This window comes from Candidatus Kaelpia imicola, from assembly GCA_030765505.1.
Classification (GTDB): domain Bacteria; phylum Omnitrophota; class Gorgyraeia; order Kaelpiales; family Kaelpiaceae; genus Kaelpia; species Kaelpia imicola.
On record JAVCCL010000020.1, the window covers coordinates 75,468 to 92,865 of the forward strand.

Annotated in this window: 14 protein-coding genes; all 14 read left to right on the forward strand. The window is 36.4% G+C overall.

The window, feature by feature from the left end; genetic code table 11:
• Positions 1 to 38 precede the first annotated feature (38 nt).
• Genes P9L98_03685 through P9L98_03750 form a run of 14 tightly spaced genes read left to right on the forward strand, consistent with a single transcriptional unit; the run spans position 39 to position 17,396 of the window.
• Positions 39 to 1,079: a UDP-N-acetylglucosamine--N-acetylmuramyl-(pentapeptide) pyrophosphoryl-undecaprenol N-acetylglucosamine transferase gene (locus P9L98_03685; GenBank protein MDP8216402.1), complete on the forward strand. Its 1,041-nt coding sequence runs from the start codon at positions 39 to 41 to the stop codon at positions 1,077 to 1,079.
• Positions 1,076 to 2,434 carry a UDP-N-acetylmuramate--L-alanine ligase gene (gene murC / locus P9L98_03690; protein MDP8216403.1) on the forward strand — a complete coding sequence of 453 codons (1,359 nt, stop codon included), beginning with the start codon at positions 1,076 to 1,078 and terminating at the stop codon, positions 2,432 to 2,434. The genes P9L98_03685 and murC overlap by 4 nt, the downstream gene beginning before the upstream one ends.
• Positions 2,427 to 3,266, forward strand: coding sequence for a UDP-N-acetylmuramate dehydrogenase (gene murB, locus P9L98_03695; protein MDP8216404.1), 840 nt, complete (start codon positions 2,427 to 2,429; stop codon positions 3,264 to 3,266). Before murC ends, murB begins: the two co-directional genes overlap by 8 nt.
• Entirely contained in the window at positions 3,260 to 4,222 is a 963-nt protein-coding gene (locus P9L98_03700; protein ID MDP8216405.1) for a D-alanine--D-alanine ligase, read from the forward strand. Before murB ends, P9L98_03700 begins: the two co-directional genes overlap by 7 nt.
• The gene (locus P9L98_03705; protein MDP8216406.1) at positions 4,207 to 4,965 is read left to right on the forward strand and encodes a cell division protein FtsQ/DivIB; all 759 of its coding nucleotides are present in this window, start codon (positions 4,207 to 4,209) and stop codon (positions 4,963 to 4,965) included. Before P9L98_03700 ends, P9L98_03705 begins: the two co-directional genes overlap by 16 nt.
• Before the next feature lie 28 nt (positions 4,966 to 4,993).
• The gene (locus P9L98_03710; GenBank protein ID MDP8216407.1) at positions 4,994 to 6,172 is read left to right on the forward strand and encodes a hypothetical protein; all 1,179 of its coding nucleotides are present in this window, start codon (positions 4,994 to 4,996) and stop codon (positions 6,170 to 6,172) included.
• 3 nt (positions 6,173 to 6,175) lie between these two features.
• Complete coding sequence (locus tag P9L98_03715; GenBank protein MDP8216408.1) at positions 6,176 to 7,285, forward strand: glycosyltransferase family 4 protein; 1,110 nt, start codon at positions 6,176 to 6,178, stop codon at positions 7,283 to 7,285.
• Positions 7,282 to 8,238 (forward strand): MraY family glycosyltransferase, encoded by a 957-nt coding sequence (locus tag P9L98_03720; GenBank protein ID MDP8216409.1) that lies wholly within the window; start codon positions 7,282 to 7,284, stop codon positions 8,236 to 8,238. The genes P9L98_03715 and P9L98_03720 overlap by 4 nt, the downstream gene beginning before the upstream one ends.
• Complete coding sequence (locus P9L98_03725; GenBank protein ID MDP8216410.1) at positions 8,235 to 9,560, forward strand: FAD-dependent oxidoreductase; 1,326 nt, start codon at positions 8,235 to 8,237, stop codon at positions 9,558 to 9,560. The genes P9L98_03720 and P9L98_03725 overlap by 4 nt, the downstream gene beginning before the upstream one ends.
• 21 nt (positions 9,561 to 9,581) lie before the next feature.
• Positions 9,582 to 10,640: a radical SAM protein gene (locus tag P9L98_03730; protein ID MDP8216411.1), complete on the forward strand. Its 1,059-nt coding sequence runs from the start codon at positions 9,582 to 9,584 to the stop codon at positions 10,638 to 10,640.
• Between the two features lie 13 nt (positions 10,641 to 10,653).
• Positions 10,654 to 11,190 (forward strand): hypothetical protein, encoded by a 537-nt coding sequence (locus P9L98_03735; protein MDP8216412.1) that lies wholly within the window; start codon positions 10,654 to 10,656, stop codon positions 11,188 to 11,190.
• A gap of 51 nt (positions 11,191 to 11,241) precedes the next feature.
• Positions 11,242 to 12,186, forward strand: coding sequence for a MoxR family ATPase (locus tag P9L98_03740; protein MDP8216413.1), 945 nt, complete (start codon positions 11,242 to 11,244; stop codon positions 12,184 to 12,186).
• Positions 12,161 to 13,456: a DUF58 domain-containing protein gene (locus P9L98_03745; protein MDP8216414.1), complete on the forward strand. Its 1,296-nt coding sequence runs from the start codon at positions 12,161 to 12,163 to the stop codon at positions 13,454 to 13,456. Before P9L98_03740 ends, P9L98_03745 begins: the two co-directional genes overlap by 26 nt.
• Position 13,457: 1 nt before the next feature.
• Positions 13,458 to 17,396 carry a transglutaminaseTgpA domain-containing protein gene (locus P9L98_03750; protein ID MDP8216415.1) on the forward strand — a complete coding sequence of 1,313 codons (3,939 nt, stop codon included), beginning with the start codon at positions 13,458 to 13,460 and terminating at the stop codon, positions 17,394 to 17,396.
• Positions 17,397 to 17,398 lie beyond the last annotated feature (2 nt).

Genomic DNA, 17,398 nt, shown 5'->3' on the forward strand with positions numbered 1-17,398 from the left:
TGTATTATTTGTTTTAAGCGGTAGATTGGAATTTATTTATGAACAGAGAGAGTATTTTTCTATTTGCGGGAGGTAGCGGCGGGCATGTCCACCCAGCTTTAGTCTTAAAAAAAGATTTAGAGTCCCGGGGTCATAAAGCGATTTTATTTATAAGCAACTTTTCTCATTTCGAGGCGGAATCGGGAATTAGAAGTTTTAAAATATCTAGACTGAAACTATTGGCTTTGATTCAATCTCTCTATATGTTTAATTATCTCTTGGTATTCTTTATTTTAAAGAATACCAGTGTTGCCGTAGGGTTTGGCGGATATTATTCATTGGCGGGAATAGTAGCCGCAAAGATTCTTGGGAAGAAGACTTTTATATATGAACCCAACATGGCGCTGGGGCGGTCCAATAGAATATTAGCTTATTTTGTAGATAGGATTTTAGTTTTATGGCCAGAGATATCTTTAAAATCTAAGTTAGGGTTCAAGATTAGAAGAATCAGGCCTTTAATAAGAAGAGAGAGCAGCTTAGTTGTAAAAGATAAGAGATGGCCATTCTCTATTCTGTTTGCAGGCGGGAGTTCTGGCTCAATGTTTTTAAACAATCTTTTTACAGAGATTATTCAAGGTGGCTTTTTAAGAGGCCAAGACTTAAGGCTTGTTCTCATAACGGGAGATAAGTTTTACCGCAAAGTCAAAGAGAGAATTGACGGTTTGAATATTAACAACAATCTTAATGTAGAGGTTTATAGTTTTCGCAATGATATGGAAATTTTTCTTGATGATTTTGATTTTCTTATTTCCCGTGCCGGAGCTCAGATTATAGTTGAATCAATCTTCTCTGAGCTTCCGACGCTCTATATTCCTTATCCTTACGCTAAAGAGCATCAGCTTGAGAATGCGAGAAATATGCTGAGTAAGAGAGGTTCTTTTCTTATCAGGCAGGAACTGGCAGATGTAGAAGTTGTTGCTGGTTTTACGAAATATATAGCAAGAGATAGAGAGGGTCTGAATCGGGTAAAAGTTAAATTGAGGCAGCTTAAGGGCAATTTCGAAAAAGCGGACAGGTCTATCGATATTATTTTAAAATGAACAGGAAGACCTCGTATTATTTAATTGGTATCTGTGGTATAGGTATGAGTTCGCTGGCTCAGCTTATTCAAAGCAGAGGTTTTAAAGTTAGAGGTTCGGATGCAAGTCCTGATGTTTTAATAGAAAGAAAACTGAGCTCTTTAGGTATTGAAGTATATTTTTCCCATGAAGCTGGAAGAATCAGAGAGAGCGATATAGTTGTCTATTCGACGGCTGTAGGGAAGAGTAATCCTGAATATATCGAAGCTAAAGGGAAGAACTGCGTTCTACTGCACAGGACATCTGCTCTGGTTGAAATGCTAAAGGACAGAAAATCCATTGCTGTTACGGGGACTCATGGTAAGACTACAATGACATATCTTCTTGCCTCTGTTCTAAGAAACTATGGTTTTGACTCGGGAATGATTTTAGGAGGCATATCAAAAGAGATAAACAATAATTTTATTCCCTCTAATTCAAATTATATTTTGGAATTGGATGAGAGTGACAGAAGTTTTCAGATTTTAGATTCTGATTTAAAGGTATTTACCAGTTTAGGTAATGACCATCTTGAATTTTACAATAATGATTTCTCTGAATTAAAGAGAGAGTTCAGGTGTTATATGCAAAAAGAAGGAGTTAATATTATATCCGCAGATGATAATTATCTGGTAGAGCTGGCAGAGGCAAGCTCTCTAAAGTATCTTAGTTTCGGATTTGGACCTAAAGCTGATTATAGGGGTGAATTAGTGGATAAAGGAGATTTTTTCTCAAAGATAAAGCTTTATAAGAACGGTAGTTTTATAACTGAATATACTTTGCCCCTTATAGGCTATAAGAATGCATCTAATAGTTTAGCAGTATTTGCTCTTGCTGATATCTTAAAATTAGACCTTTTAAAGATTGCAGAATCTTTTTCGGGTCTCTCTGGTATTGAGAGAAGGTATGATCTGAAGTTTTGTTCTAAAGCTGTAACTCTTATGGAAGATTATGCCCATCACCCCAGAGAGATAGAGGAAGCGATAAGGACAGTTAAGGAATATTTAAAACCGCCAAGGATTTTGGTCGTTTTTCAGCCTCATAGGTATACAAGAACAGAGATGCTCTGGGATGATTATAAAACCTGTTTTAAGGGCGGAGATAAGATCTATATTAGCGATATCTATTCAGCTTTTGAAGAGGTTATCCCCAGCATAAATTCCGAGATGCTGGTTGAGAATATAGGGTCTTCTAATGTTAAGTATGCTAAGATAGATGAGATTGCAGACTTACTGTTAAATGAAGTTAGGGAGGGTGATATGATCCTTCTCTTAGGCGCCGGCGATATAAACAAGATTTCAAAGAGATTAAGCGAAGGGTTATCAAGCATTGAATAGCACTATCTTTGATGGCTACGGGTATTCGTTAAATCCTCTCTTTTTGCTTGAGATTTCAACGTTAGAGGAACTAAGGGGTACCGTTATTGATTTAAATAGCAAGTATCTAAGATATATGGTCTTTGGGAGATTAAAGAATATACTCTTCGCTAATCAGCGGAGCGATATTGTTGTTTTGAAGTTAAACGGCAGCATTTTTAAAAAGATTAAAAGAGAGGGAGATATTTTAGATGTTGGGGCAGGGGTAGAGGTTTCTGAATTGATGAGATTCTCTATAGATAATTCAATTGAAGGATTAGAGTATATGGTCGGCATCCCTTCTACTATAGCTGGGGCAGCCGTTGGAAATTCGGGGGCTTTTGGAAAAGAGATTTCCGAGAATATAGTTGAGGTTGAATGTCTAAATACTAAAGGAGAGCTGTTGATTTTAAATCGGGAAAAAATAGATTTTAAATATCGAGATTCCAATCTGGGAAATTTTATTCTGACCAAGGTGTTTTTGAAAATTGCTCTGGGGTCCAGGGCAGAGATAAAGAAAAATATGAAAGCTTATATAGAGAGGCGGTTCTATACTCAAGATCTAAGAGAGTCTTCCTGCGGTTGTTTTTTTAAAAACCATCTAGAACATAGAGCGGCTATTTTGATAGACTCTCTGGGTCTTAAGGGTTACAAAAGGGGCGGAGCCGTTGTTTCTGATAAGCACGCCAATTTTTTAATCAGTCTGGATAATAGTTCTTCTGAAGATATTCTGTCATTAAAAGATGTCTTGCAGAGGAGAGTTTGGAAAGATAAGAAGTTTTGGCTAGAGCCTGAAGTTAAACTAATATGGTAGCAGATTTAAAAAAATATAGGATTGGAGTTTTAAGAGGAGGACCCTCTTCGGAGCGGGAGATATCTTTGCTTTCAGGAGAGTCAGTTTTAGAGATTTTGGAAAAGAGAGGTTTTGAAGTTAGAGATATTATAGTTCCGGAGAGAAAAGATAGGAAATATTTAAAAAGCTGGATTTTAAAAGTTTTAAAAGAAGAGAAGATAGACCTCTGCTTTATAGCGTTGCATGGATGGTTTGGTGAAGATGGAAATATTCAGAAAATATTGGACGAATCCAATTATCTTTATACAGGCTCTAATAAGCATGCCTGCAAAATATCTATGGATAAGATAGCCTCGAAAGATGTTTTTGAAAAGAATCTTATACCAACACCCCGCTATTTTATAGTTGATGCTGAGAGTAAAGTAAATTGGTCATTGCTTAAATTCCCGGCTATCCTGAAACCTTCTTCTCAGGGTTCAAGTATAGGGATTTATAAGATCAAAGATAGCATCGAAGCAGAATATCTTATACCTGAGGTTCTCAATTACGATGGAAGAGTTTTGGTCGAGGATTTTATAGAAGGAATAGAACTTACCGTTGGAATAGTGGAAGATAAGCCTCTTGCTGTAATCAAAATATCTTCCTCCAGTGATATTTATAATTATGAAGTTAAATATACTGATGGCTTAAGCAGCTACTCAATTCCGGCTGATATAGATAAAAGATTGACTGAGAGAGTTCAAGGATTAGCTCTTAAGGCTCACCGGGCGATAGGATGCAATATGTTTTCTAGAGTAGATATACTATATTCAACGGTTAGAGATGAGGTTTTTGTTTTGGAGGTCAATACTATTCCCGGACTTACGAAAATTAGCCTTTTACCCAAAGCTGCCAAAGTTTGCGGGATTGAATTTGACGAACTAGTATTAAAAATGTTAGAATCTGCCTTCAAGGGAGAGAGATGTTTAAGAAGATAGATTACGAAAAAATAAAAATCGCGTTCTTTTTTCTAAACTGGGCTGTTTTAATTCTACTTTTGGTTTGGTTCTTCAATATTATGCAAAATTATAAGGTCTCTTCGTCTAGTTTTAGCATAAAAGAGGCCAAGGTTATTTTTAGCGATGGTTCAGGATTAGATAAGAGTAATGCGTTTAGATATTTAAATATCAAAAAAGGCGACTCTATTTTTAAGATAGACCCAATTGTAAAAATTAAAGAGATTTTCAAAAAGCATCCCGAGATACTTAAGCTCAGTCTTTATAAGCAGATGCCTAATAAGATTATGGCTATTGTTACAAATAGAATTCCCGTGGCTCAGATTCATTTAGGGCGCTATTATCCGCTGGATGCAGAAGGCTTTGTGTTGCCATTCCCCAGCAATTTCCGCATTGAGTCTCTACCTCTCGTTAAAGGGGTCAATCCGGGGGAAGTTGCGGTGGCTAGCGATGCTGACAATGCTAAGATAGACTCAGCTTTAGAGCTGTTGAATTTGATAGAGTCTGTTTTGGGTGAAAGAGGCATCAATTTTGATATTGATGTTAATAGTGTCGAAGATATCAATCTTATACTTACTAATGATATTAAGGTCAAGTTGGGTAGAGGCGGCTTCAAGGATAAGCTGATACGTTTAAAGGTAGTCTTAATCGATATGGAAGCCAAGAAGTTAAATCCGGCTATCATAGATTTAAGATTCGATAAGGTTGTTTTAATACCACGTTGAAATTAAAAGCCAGGAGAAGTTTTTAGGTATGCTCAAGTATGCTCTAGATATTGGCTCTACAAAATTGAGATTTGCTGCTGCAGGTTCGACAGATAGTGAATTGAAAATTTTGGGATATTTAACATCCAAAGTAGAGGGTTATTCAGGAGGAGTAATAACTGACTATAAGAAGTTGTTTTTTTCTATTTTAAAAATTATAAAAGAGTTCGAAAAACAATATAATAGTAAACCTAAAAAGATTTTGCTTAACTGTTCTCATCCGGATAGTAAGTTTTATCATTTGCGAGAGGTTTTCCAAAGAGATATTTCTGAGCGGCCGATTTCGAATAAAGAGTTAAGGCGTTTAAGGAGCCAAGTCTTGCAGGATAAGATCGGCCTTGAAGAGGAAAAGATATTAATTCAGATCGAAGAGTATATTATAGACGGGCAGAGAGGAGTTATAAGCCCAGAGAGGATGGTTGCCAGAAGCATAGAGGTTCTACTCAATGTGATCACTGTCCCAGTTAATTTTTTTAATAATATTCTTTCTATTTTTTCAGAGATAGGGATAGAGTTGGAAGCTATTATTCCAGAGGCTATAGCCAAGGCTAGTCTCTATTTGGATCCAGAAGATAAGAAGGCAGGCGTAATGCTTTTGGATATTGGATGGTCTAAAGCTAAGATGGTTCTCTTTGAAGGCAGCGTATTAAAAAATAGCATTGTTTTTGAAAGTGGTTTTAATGATATTTTCAAAAGATTAAAAGGGATATATCATTTAGATGATCTAGAAGCAGACAAGGTTTTAAATGAAGCTTTGGTTACAGAGAAAGAGAGTATAATGCTTCAAAGCGAAGAAGGCATAAAAGAGGTCTCTGTTGAAAATGTATGCCAGATTATAGAGAGGGGTTTTAGGAAGAACCTCTATTTTATTAAAAAGGCTATGGACTCAAAAGATATCTCTCATCTTCTTGCAGGAGGAATATTTATAACAGGAGGTTCTATTTTAAAATATCCAAACTTAAAGGAGATTGCGGCGGAAATTTTAAAACAACCAGTTATTGTCAAACAGAATAAAATATTTTCTCTGTCACCAGATTATGCAACTGTGATTGGAATGTTGAGTTATTCATTTCAAGAGGAGAAAAAGTTTAATGAAAGAGATAAGTGTTGTAGTCTCGTAAAAAAAGGTTTAGGTAAGATTTATCAAATCTTCGATAAGTATTTTTAGTCTGTGAAAATACTTCAAATAATTACTCACCTGGAGATAGGCGGTGCTCAAAAAGCAACTCTTCTTTTATCTCAAGAACTTATAAATAGAGGCCACGAGGTTGTTGTTTTATCTTCTGCCCAAGGCGGATTATTAAAAGAGTTTAAAGAAAAATTAGGTCCAAATTTTAGAAGTTTATGTTTTTTAAAAAGAGGTATAAATCCTATTTTTGACCTTTTAGCTTTTTTCTCAGTTTTCATCTATGTAAAAGAACTCAGTTTTGATCTGATCCATACGCACTCTTCTAAAGCCGGCATTTTAGGGCGCTGGGCTGCTCTCTTCTCATCTGTCAATTCTGTCCATACTGTCCATGGTTTTGCTTTTCATGATTATCAAAATTTTATTTTGAGATACTGTTTTATTTTGATTGAAAGAGTTACAGCTTTTATATCGGGTAAGATCATATTTGTATCCGAAGAGGTTAAAAAAAAGGCGTTTAAGAATTTTATAGTAACTACCGAAGAGAAAACAGAGGTTATCTATGAGCTTGTCAAGATTGATCCGCCTGAGCATAGAATAAAAAATAAAGATTTTTTTACAATAGGTATGGTTGCCCCGTTGAAAGAGCAGAAGAGGCCCGAGGATTTTCTGAAATTTGCGGTATCTTTAAGCAGAATACGCAAAGATGTAAGGTTTGTTTTAGTGGGGGATGGTAAATTGAGGCCAAAGCTGGAGATAGACGCGAAGAGATCTGGCATTCTATGTAAAGTTGAATTTAAGGGTTGGAGAGATGATGCTTATACCATAATGCAATCTTTTGATATCTTTGTGCTTACCAGCATCTTCGAGGGTCAACCGCACGTAATAATAGAAGCAATGTCGTTATCAATTCCGGTAATTGCTACTGCGGTTGATGGAGTAAGGGATTTGGTTTCTCAAGGTGAGAATGGATTTTTAGTCGAGCCTTGTAAGCCCCATGATATAGTATGCTTGGCTAATAGGCTATTAGATGATAAAGTATTGAGAGAGTCTATTGGATCTAAAGGACGTAGCTATTTTGAGACTGAGAAAAGGTTTAACTACATTGAAAACATTAGTAAAATCGAAAAGCTGTATGAGTCTACAATGAAATGAACAGAGTAGAAGTTTTCAACATAATGCTCATCTGTTTCGCGTTCTCTTTTTTCCTTTCTAAGTTTTTCTATAAAAAGAAAATCAAAGTAGGCAAAAAAGAGCAATCTACGCACGGTGGAGTTATAATTTTAGCGACAGTTTTTTTGGGAATATTAATATCTCCTTTAAGAGATACGTATTATGTCTGGAAGCTGTTCCTGCCTTTCTTTTTAATGTTTCTTTTAGGTTTTATCGATGATTATAAGCATCTCTCTCCTTATCCAAAGCTGATTGCCGAAATATTTATAATACTTCTCGCGCTCTTTATGGGTTTTAAGACTGAAATCATGTACTTTCCTAGTTATCTTAATTATCTCGTCTCTTTGGTTTGGATTTTGATTTTAAGCAATGAATTTAATTTTTTAGATATAATGGATGGCCTCTCTTTGGGCAGCATCATAGCCGTGGCTTTGACGTTTACAATAATCGGTTTGATAAACTTTCAACCTTTCAATCTTCTTTTTGCGGCAGTTGTTCTGGCCTCCTGCCTGGGTTTCTTTCCTTACAATTACCGTAAAGCATCTGCTTATCTTGGAGATAGCGGCAGTCTATCGCTGGGCTTGCTTATGGCTATTTTAGCTATATCGTTTAGTTATACGAGAGAAAATAGACCTATGGTCCTATTGACCCCTGTTATTATATTCGGGCTTCCTATTTTTGATTTTTTATATCTTACGATAAGAAGGGTCTGGCAACGGAAGTCTATTTTGAGAAAAAGTCCTGACCATCTTGCAATACTTATGCATATTAATGGAGCCTCTAGGAAAAGAGTAATATATAAGTTCTGGCTTATATCAGCAGGTTTTGCTTCTACAGCACTATTGCTTCAGTTCGGTTCGAGACTTTTAGGTGTTGTTGCATTGATTATCTCTATATTCCTTTTCTTTGAAGTTGCTTTACGATGCTATAAATGAAAAAGAGTGTAAATAATTTAATCCTTGGTTCAGGTATAACAGGGTTGAGCTGCGGCCTACATTTAGGAAATTTAAGTAATAAAAAAGGTGGATTTTCATCAGACTATTTAATCCTTGAAAAAGAGAAGGGTGTTGGAGGTTTAGCCCGATCTATCAAAAAGAAAGGTTTTGTATTTGACTATAGTGCTCATCTCCTGCATTGCAGGGATCCCTATTTTTCAAAATGGGTGGAGAATAATCTTAAAAAAAGTCTCAAGTTTCATAAAAGAAATGCCTGGGTCTACTCGCATGGGGTATTTACCAAATATCCTTTTCAGGCAAATCTCTATGGTTTGCCTAGAGATGTAATAAAGGATTGTCTTTTGGGCCTTTTGAGTTTGAATGGTTTTAGTGATAGTAAGCCCAATAATTTTGAAGAGTGGTGTTATAACAAATTCGGCAGCGGAATTTCTAAACACTTTATGCTTCCCTACAATGAAAAGTTTTGGAATATAGCAGCTAAAAAAATTACGCTAGAATGGATAGATGGTTTTATACCTCAGCCGCAGCTTAGGGATATGGTTAAAGGGGGATTTGAATATTCCCATAAAGAGTTTGGCTACCATAGCAAATTTTACTATCCTATTAATGAAGGGATAGAGCTTATAGTTAAGAAAATCAGTTCAAAATGCAGCAATATAGTACTCAAAGAAAAAGCAGAAAAGATAAACTTAAAAGAGAGATGGGTTTTAACCTCTAGAGGCAGAAAGATTTATTACAATAATTTAGTCTCTACTCTTCCTATGGTGGATTTAAACGACATGATTATCGGAATCGATAGCAATATCAGTAATCTTTTTCGCAAGTTAAAGTATATCTCTGTTATTAATGTAAATATGGGCATAAAACGGCCGAATATATCCGATAAAGACTGGGTCTATTTTCCGGAAGACAACTTCTCTTTTTATCGTATTGGGTTTCCGATGAACTTTGCTCCTTCTTCTACACCTAGCGGTTTTAGCTCAATATATATAGATATCTCTTATTCAGGTTCTTTGGCTATCAACAAGAGAAAAGAGAGTATTATTGAACGGGTAAAAGCTGATTTGATCAAACTGGGTATTATTGGTGAAGAAGAGAGCATCCCGGTCGTGGACTATAATGATATTAAGTATGCTTATATACTCTATGATAAAAATTGGTCTCATGCTCGAGGTGGAATTATTGATTATCTTTTAAAAAATTCCGTATATTCTGCTGGGAGATTTGGTTCCTGGAGCTATCTCTCTATGGAGGGGTGTTTTTTAGAGGGCAGGAGAATAGCCAATATATTAAAGAGATGAAACATTTGACAGCTTTTTATTATGATCTTTGACGACCTATGTCTCTACCTAAGGCTCTATCCTGAAATTTTAAATCTTAGATTTGCGAGAGAGATGATATACTATCTCTTAAAAGGTGTTAGCAGGCATCCAATATCAATTAATTTTCTAATAACTTCTAAATGTAATTTTAAGTGCAAGATCTGTAGTTATTACGGTAATTCAGGGACTCATTTTTCAGAGCTGAGCTTTCAGGAATTTGTAGATTTCTTAGATCAGGTTCAAGCTTTTAAACCCTTGATTTTTTTAGGCGGCGGAGAGCCTTTTATAAGAGAAGATATATATTCCATGTTGGAGGAGATAGAGAAGAGAGAGCTTAAAGTGATAGTGTCGACAAATGGTTATTTGTTAGATTTAGATAGAATATCTTCTTTAAACTTAGATTCGCTCATCCTCTCTCTATATGGACCTGAGTCGATTCATGATAGTATTACTGGAGTTCCTGGTTCTTATTCTGTAGTTGTTAAAAAAATAAAAAAGATAACAGCTGATAATATGGTTAAAAATTTAGTTGTATCTACAATCCTATTGCCTTCAAATTTCAAACATCTCTCTGAGTTCAGTGATTCTGTTTTTGCTTTAGGAGTTGATTCAATTAAAATTGAAAACCTTAATTATCTAACAGAAGAAGAGTTTGGGAGTTCTACTGAAGAGATGGCCGACCTTATTTTAAAACCCCATACTCTTGTTTTAGACAAGCATTGCTTCAGCAGAACCGATTTAGAGTATGCTTGGAACAGCATCAATGTTTTAAGAAGAAGATATAAAGGTAGATTATTTTTGAAGCCAGCTCTAAACAAGAGAGATTTTTTAAAATGGTATTGCGAGGGCAAAACTTTTAAGGGTTGTCATTTTATAAGACATTCTATCTTTGTCTCATCTTCCGGAGATATTATACCTTGTCAGTTTTTAAGTAAAACTAAGCTTGGAAAAATAGACAAAAATGTTGTAAAATACATATGGAACTCGAAGAGATATAATGATTTTAGAGAGTTTGTGCAAAGGACTGGCTTAGAAGTTTGTAAACGTTGTTGTAAATAAAAGGTTTTAAGTTATGGATTTTGAACAAAAATGGAAGAGGGCTGTAAAGAATACTGAAATAGAGAAAGGCTGGGTGGGCTATCTAAATACCAATTCGAGCACAACGCTCTCTTATATAATGCTCTCTGAATCGATGCTTGATAATTCAGATACTGTTATCAGAAAAGGCAAGGTCGAAGTAACGCGACCCTTAATATACTTACCGGATAACAACCCTGTATTTGAAGGTTTTGAATTATCGAGTCAGAATCTATTTAATAGTTCTGTTTTGACTTTTCTTCTGTTGAGAGGAGTAAGTTTTCCTTCTTTAAAATACCAGAATAGTGTTTACTCTCTGGATATTGACAATCTCTCTTTGACTGAGGCGGTTAAAAAGCATAAAAGAGAGCTTCAAAGATTGGAGGATGTTAAGACCGGTCTCATAGTAGGGTCTGATGACTGCTGGCATTACTCTCTTGCTATCTATGTTGCAGCTCTGACCTCTAAATCTGCCTCTAATGACATAGAGAGGTATCTTAAAGATTTAAAGAGTAGGTTTGAAGATAGGTAGCCTTTATCAAAAACGAGAGATGGATATTTAACTATATAAAAGGAGGTTAAGATGGAAGAGAGAGAAGTTTTTGCAAAAGTTAACAGTTTAATAGAGAACATCGAAAAAGTTATACTGGGAAAGCACGATGCCGTTCAACTGGCAGTAGCTGTATTTCTATCCGAGGGTCATCTATTGATGGAGGATGTTCCCGGAGTAGGTAAAACTGTACTTGCTAAGTCTATGGCTAAATCATTTTCGGCAAGCTTTAGGAGAATACAATTTACACCCGACCTTCTTCCTTCAGATGTTACGGGCAGCTATATATTTAACCAGAAAAATTCCGAATTTGAATTTAGGTCCGGTCCGGTCTTTGCTAATATAGTTATAGCTGATGAGATTAACCGCGGTACTCCTAGGACGCAGAGCGCTCTTCTGGAGCCTATGGAGGAGTATCAGGTTACTGCGGATGGTAATACTTTTCAACTTGATAGGCCATTTTTCTTGATAGCTACTCAGAATCCCGTTGAGAGGGAAGGCACCTATTTTCTTCCTATCTCACAGCTGGACAGATTTCTGGTCAAGATGGGTATGGGGTATCCCGAAAAAGCTGAAGAGATTCAGATTCTTTTAGACAGAGAGAGAGAGGATCCTCTAAATAAAATTGAGGCTGTAATTACCAAAGAAGAAATTCTTGAGATTCAAAAATTTGTAAAAGCTATTAAGGTGGATGCTAAGATATACGAATATGTTATCAGCATAACACAGACGACTCGTGAGACTGATAAACTTATTCTGGGAGCGAGCCCCAGGGCATCTCTTGATCTATTTAGGTTATCTCAGGCTCTGGCACTAATGGAGGAGAGAACATATTGTATTCCTGACGATGTTAAGAAAGCTGCTCCACTGGTTCTTGCTCATAGGGTTATACCGTCTTCACCTGCAAAGACAGAGATTGGTAATACTCAGGAGATAATTAAAAAACTAGTAAATGAAATCTCCGTTCCTATCCAATAATAAGGGTTGCTGTGTTTTAACAGAGTTTGGCTTATATGCTCTGATTGTAGCGGTATTTTTAACTTCTCTTGGTTTTATACTGCAGTCCAATCTTATCTATCTTGTAGCATCAGGACTCTGGGGGCTTGTTTTGACTGACTTTTTATTTTCTTTTCTCTCCTTGAGAGGAATAAGGGTTACAAGATTTGCTCCGACTCATGCAGTTAGAGGTGAGGATTTTAAAATAAGAATAAGATTAGAGAATAGAGGGTTCTCTAAGTACTTAATAAGATTGACTGATAGTAGTTTTACTGAAAATATATCCGGGGTAGAGCTTCCTATTGTACGTAGTTTAAAAAACAGTGAGATTTTAGAGCTGGATTATATTATGAAAATTAAAGCAAGGGGTGTTCATAATCTTGAGTCTGTTCAGGCAGAGAGCAGTTTTCCTCTTGGTCTTTGGAGGAGGGTTATAAATTTTCCCTCCAGATCCAAAATTACCATATACCCTGAATTTTACGAGGTGCCTCAATTTGCGGTATCTTATAGGGGTATGAGATCGGAGTTTGCAAATACATCTTCTAATAGGCCTGGTATGGGCGGTAACTTTTTGCAGATACGAGAGTATCAATACGGGGATAGTTTAAAGAATATTCATTGGAGAGCAACGGCTAGAACAGGAAAGCTTATGGTCAAAGAGCTAGAGAAATTTACTCTTTCAAACCTTTCTATAGTATTAGATAGTTCCTCTAATATGGTTTTAGGATTGCTTGAAGAGTCCAATTTTGAATATGCAGTTAAAACAGCTGCAACTATAGCCAACAAAGCTTTGAGTACTCGCTATCATGTAAAGCTTATATACTACAATCAGATTAAAAAGAAGATCGAGTTTAAGAAGGCTTACGGCCGAATGACTCCAATATTAGACAGCCTTTCTAAGATAGGTACGACGGAGAGGATAAATGTCAAAGATCTCGTAGATGCTTCTATACCTGAGATTGAGAAGGAGTCTGTTGCGGTTTTTGTCTTACTCTCCCTTAACTCTGATGTTACTCAAAAAATCATACAACTTGCAAATCAGGGTATTGATTCTGTGCTTGTCGTATTTGATCCCAGGTCTTTTGCCGCTGTTCTGGATAAGAAGATTGGGAATTTTTATAATGTCTTCTCCCAACTTATGAGCGGAGAAGCGTTCTATTTAACTGGTGAAGGTATAAGGGTGTATATGGTAAAACATGGCGATCGTATACCTGATGCGTTAAGTAGACCGCATATGTTTTTATCTTCTTAAAATGTTTTATATTATTTCATTTTTACTGGTAAGCATTGGCATAACAGCTCTTCCGCTTATTGAAGGAGTGGGCTCCAGCCTGATTCTTGCAGGTTCTATTTTTACTTTTGGTTTCGTGTTGACGCAGCTGATTAAAAAATTCCACTTTTCAAAAAATGTTGCCAGAGCGTTACTCTTTATTGCCTTAATTATTGGGGTTGGAGCATTCTTTACTTCAGGTAATTCCGGAGAGTGGGCAATTGTATGGCTGATATGGTATCTTATCCTCTCTTTTCAGGTTATAAGCATCTTTAGCTCTAAAGATGTTAAGGGTTGGTTTAGCTCTTATCTTTTGAGTTTTATTCAGCTTTCTCTGGGCGGCATTTTTACAGAGAAGCTACTTTTCTTGGTCATCTTCTCTCTTTACCTGGCTTTATCAGTATTCGGTTTCATTTTTTTGCTTCCTAAAATAGAGATACGGGACAAAATTTTAAAATTGATAAAACCCCGCTTAGATTTAGCAAAATGGGGTGCCTTAACAACCGTCAATGTCTTTTTTATAACAGGGTTAGTTTTTCTCATCTTGCCGAGGACTCAAAGCCCACTCTTTGCAGTTAAAAAAGAGATACATCTTGTTGAGAAGTTAAAAAAAGAAGTTGATTTTACAGAGGAGATGACAGAAGAAGAAGCTGTGAGCCTACCTGAGGAGATTGAGCTGGGAACTATATCCGAATTAAAAAATGAAAATAAGATGTTGATGTTGATAGAGACGGAGAGACCGTTTCTTTTTAGAGCCCAGGCTTTCAATTATTACGATGGCAGCAGTTGGATTAAATACGGCAGTAAGTCCGTAACCATCAAAGTAAAAGATAATAAGATTAATTTTAAACCGCTCTATCTGAGAAAAGAACTCTTTGTTAAAACGACACCTGACAAGTTTTACCATCAAAAGTTTTATATTAAGAACTATTCTCAAAATCTTATTCTAAGCTCTTACCCTATTATAGGTCTATCTGGTTCAGATGTAGAAAAGATTAAGATAGACCATTTTGAAAATATTTATTTACAGAGAAAACTTAAGTTTGGAGATGAATATGAGGTAATCTCTGTTGATAAGAGCTATCCTTCTAATTATCTGAGGTCGCTGCCGAGGAAGTACCCCAGAGAGATTATGGATCTATACCTTCAGCTTCCGCCCAATATAGATAAAAGATTGATGGATTTGACTTCTAAGATTTTAAAATATACACCCACCAATATTTACGATGAATTGATAACTCTTAGGAAATATTTGAAAGAGCATTGTATCTATAGTCGGTTAAATACCGGCAAAAGCCCGACGCTGTATGAATTCCTCTTTGATAAAAAGCCTGGTGATTGCGAGTATTTTGCAACAGCTTTGGCTTTAATGCTGCGTTATCGTAATATTCCTACGCGTTTTGTCATAGGGTTCTCAGGGGGGGAGTTTGATTCTCAGAAGAGAACCTCTATTATTTATGCAAAGAATGCTCATGCTTGGATAGAGGTTTTCTTCCCTACTATAGGATGGTTGCCCTGCGATGCAACCCCTAAGGCTCTTCTTCAAGAGCAGTGGGAAGAAGCCCCTAAGATGTTAGCCTTAAAACCTCAAGATTATCCAGAGGATAGAGGATTTGCTGGCGAAAGCGGCAGCGGTGAGACGGCTGATTCAAAGCAGAGCTTAGAGAGGCAGGAGATTGCCGGGGAGGGTATTCCCGAGGAAGAGCTCTTGCCGCAGGATTATTATTTCAAAGATAGGTTATCTCAACATGGTTTTACTAAAGAGGAGATTGTTTTTTCAGAAGAATTTTTTGAAGAGGCGGCTACTCCTGCTGAATTAGCTGCCGAAGAAGAGGATCTATCCGGTCAAGGTTATACTGGAGATAAAGAGATAGCTACATTTGAAGAAGAGAGAGCCGAAGGCCTTTTAAGAGAGGATGAAGTAACCGAGGAGATTTTTACAGAAGAGGAGGCAGAGGAGTGGTTCTATAGAGAAGAAGGAGCGTTTAAAGAAGAGGAAGTAGAAGCAGAGACTGAATCAATAAGTGAGGATGATGTTTTTGAAGAAGTCGCTTTTTCAGAAGAAAGGGTAGAGACTGCTGTTAAAATAGAAAAGGAGCCGGCTGAAGGTGAGACTCTTGAAGAAGATTTAGCATCTTTTTATCAAGATAGTGAGGATTTAGGATTTACCGAAATAGCATCCGGGCTTGAACAGGAAGAAAAAGTTGTTGAAGAAGAAGTTTTGGAAGAAAAAAAATTAGCATCTCTGCCTAAAGAGCTTGAAGAAGGTTCAGTAAGAGTCGATTTAGAAGATGAATTTAAAAAAGAAGATTTTGGCAAAGAGGAGGATCCTGCTGACTCTTCTTCTATTACGGAAGCTTCTTTAGAAGAAGGGATATCTGAACAAGAGTATCTTTCTGAAGAACTGTTATCTTCTGGTGATGTTGAGGTAGCGGAAAAAGACGTGCTCTCTGATGAAGGATTGACAATGGAAGACAGTGTTCCTTTGGAGCAAGAAGTGCTTCTGGATCAAGAGATTCAAGACCAAGAGATTGCTTCAGATCTATATCTGGATTCTTCTGTGTCGCCTGGAATTCCTATAACGGCTATGGACGAGGAAGAAGAGGGAGAGATTACAGAATTAATAGATGAAGAAGATGATATTATCCCTGATTTAGATATTGTCGAAGAGGAGGTTGCTTTAGAAGAGGATGTAATATTAGAAGAACTGCCCGCTGAAGATCTGGTATCAGAAGAAGAATCATTAGAAGAGAGTGAAGAAGTTGCTTTTGAAGAAGATACAACATTGGAAGAGGAGATGGTTCAAGAGGATGATGTTTTTGAAGAAGTTTTAGAAGAGAGTGCGGAGACTATTATTAAAGAGGATGTGGTTGAGGGAGAGGTATCTGAAGAAGAGGATGTTTTGGGTGAAGTTGAGGTTGATAGCGAGAAAGAAGATTTAAAAATTGTTGAAGATATTGTACTAGAAGAGATAGGGGAGGCGGAAGAGTTTTTAATTGAGGATATAGATGTTGCCCAAGAATTTACTCAAGCCGAAGAAATAATAGAAAATGATCTTCCTGAAAGAGAGATAGCTGCTTTAGATATCGGTACTGAAGTTAAAGAAGAAAAGCTCTTTGATGATATTCCCGAGATAGTTGAAGAGGAGTCTGTTCCAGAGGTATTATTGCCTGAAGATATTGAAGATAAGTTAGAAGATTCTCTGGGTAAGAATATTCTTTTTAAAGATGATTTTGAATTGATTGTTGAAGAAGATCTATCAAGGATTGAGGATGTTGCAGGAGAAGAGTTTGAGGCTGAAGATGTTTCAGTTGAAGATATGATCCCAGAAGAGGATTCAATTTCAGGTGAATTAGGCTTCTTGTTTAACATTTTAAAAGATAAGCTCAAAGAGTGGATTTTTGGATTCTCTTACTATACTCAAGCTCTAATAGTAGATTTTATTAAAGGTATATTTGTAGGTATTAAGAGTTTCATTTACGGAATAGGTGCTATCATTTATAGTCATCTTAAAAATAATAAGACACCGTATTCTTTATCTATTGTTACATTCTTTGTGGCGTTTTTACTCTGGGCGCTGTTTAAAGAATTAATCAGAAAGAAGAAAGAGAAGCAGCAGATATACAGGTTGTTCCCTCGGAGAAAGCTTACGAACGAAGAAAAGAAGGTCAGAAATTTCTATCTTCAGATATTGGATCTTTTAGCTAAAGCAGGATATAAGAGATTGCCAAATTTTACACCGCGTGAATTTGCTTATCAACTTATCGGCAAAGGTTTTAGTATTTCAAAAGATTTTTACCATCTTACAGATATGTTCTACAGGATAAGCTTTGGTCAAATTAAGCTTAAGGTGCAGGAGCTAAAGAGAGTCGATATTATCGCAGCTTCAATTAGAGAGTGGACCAAAGAGGTAAGGCGATAGTA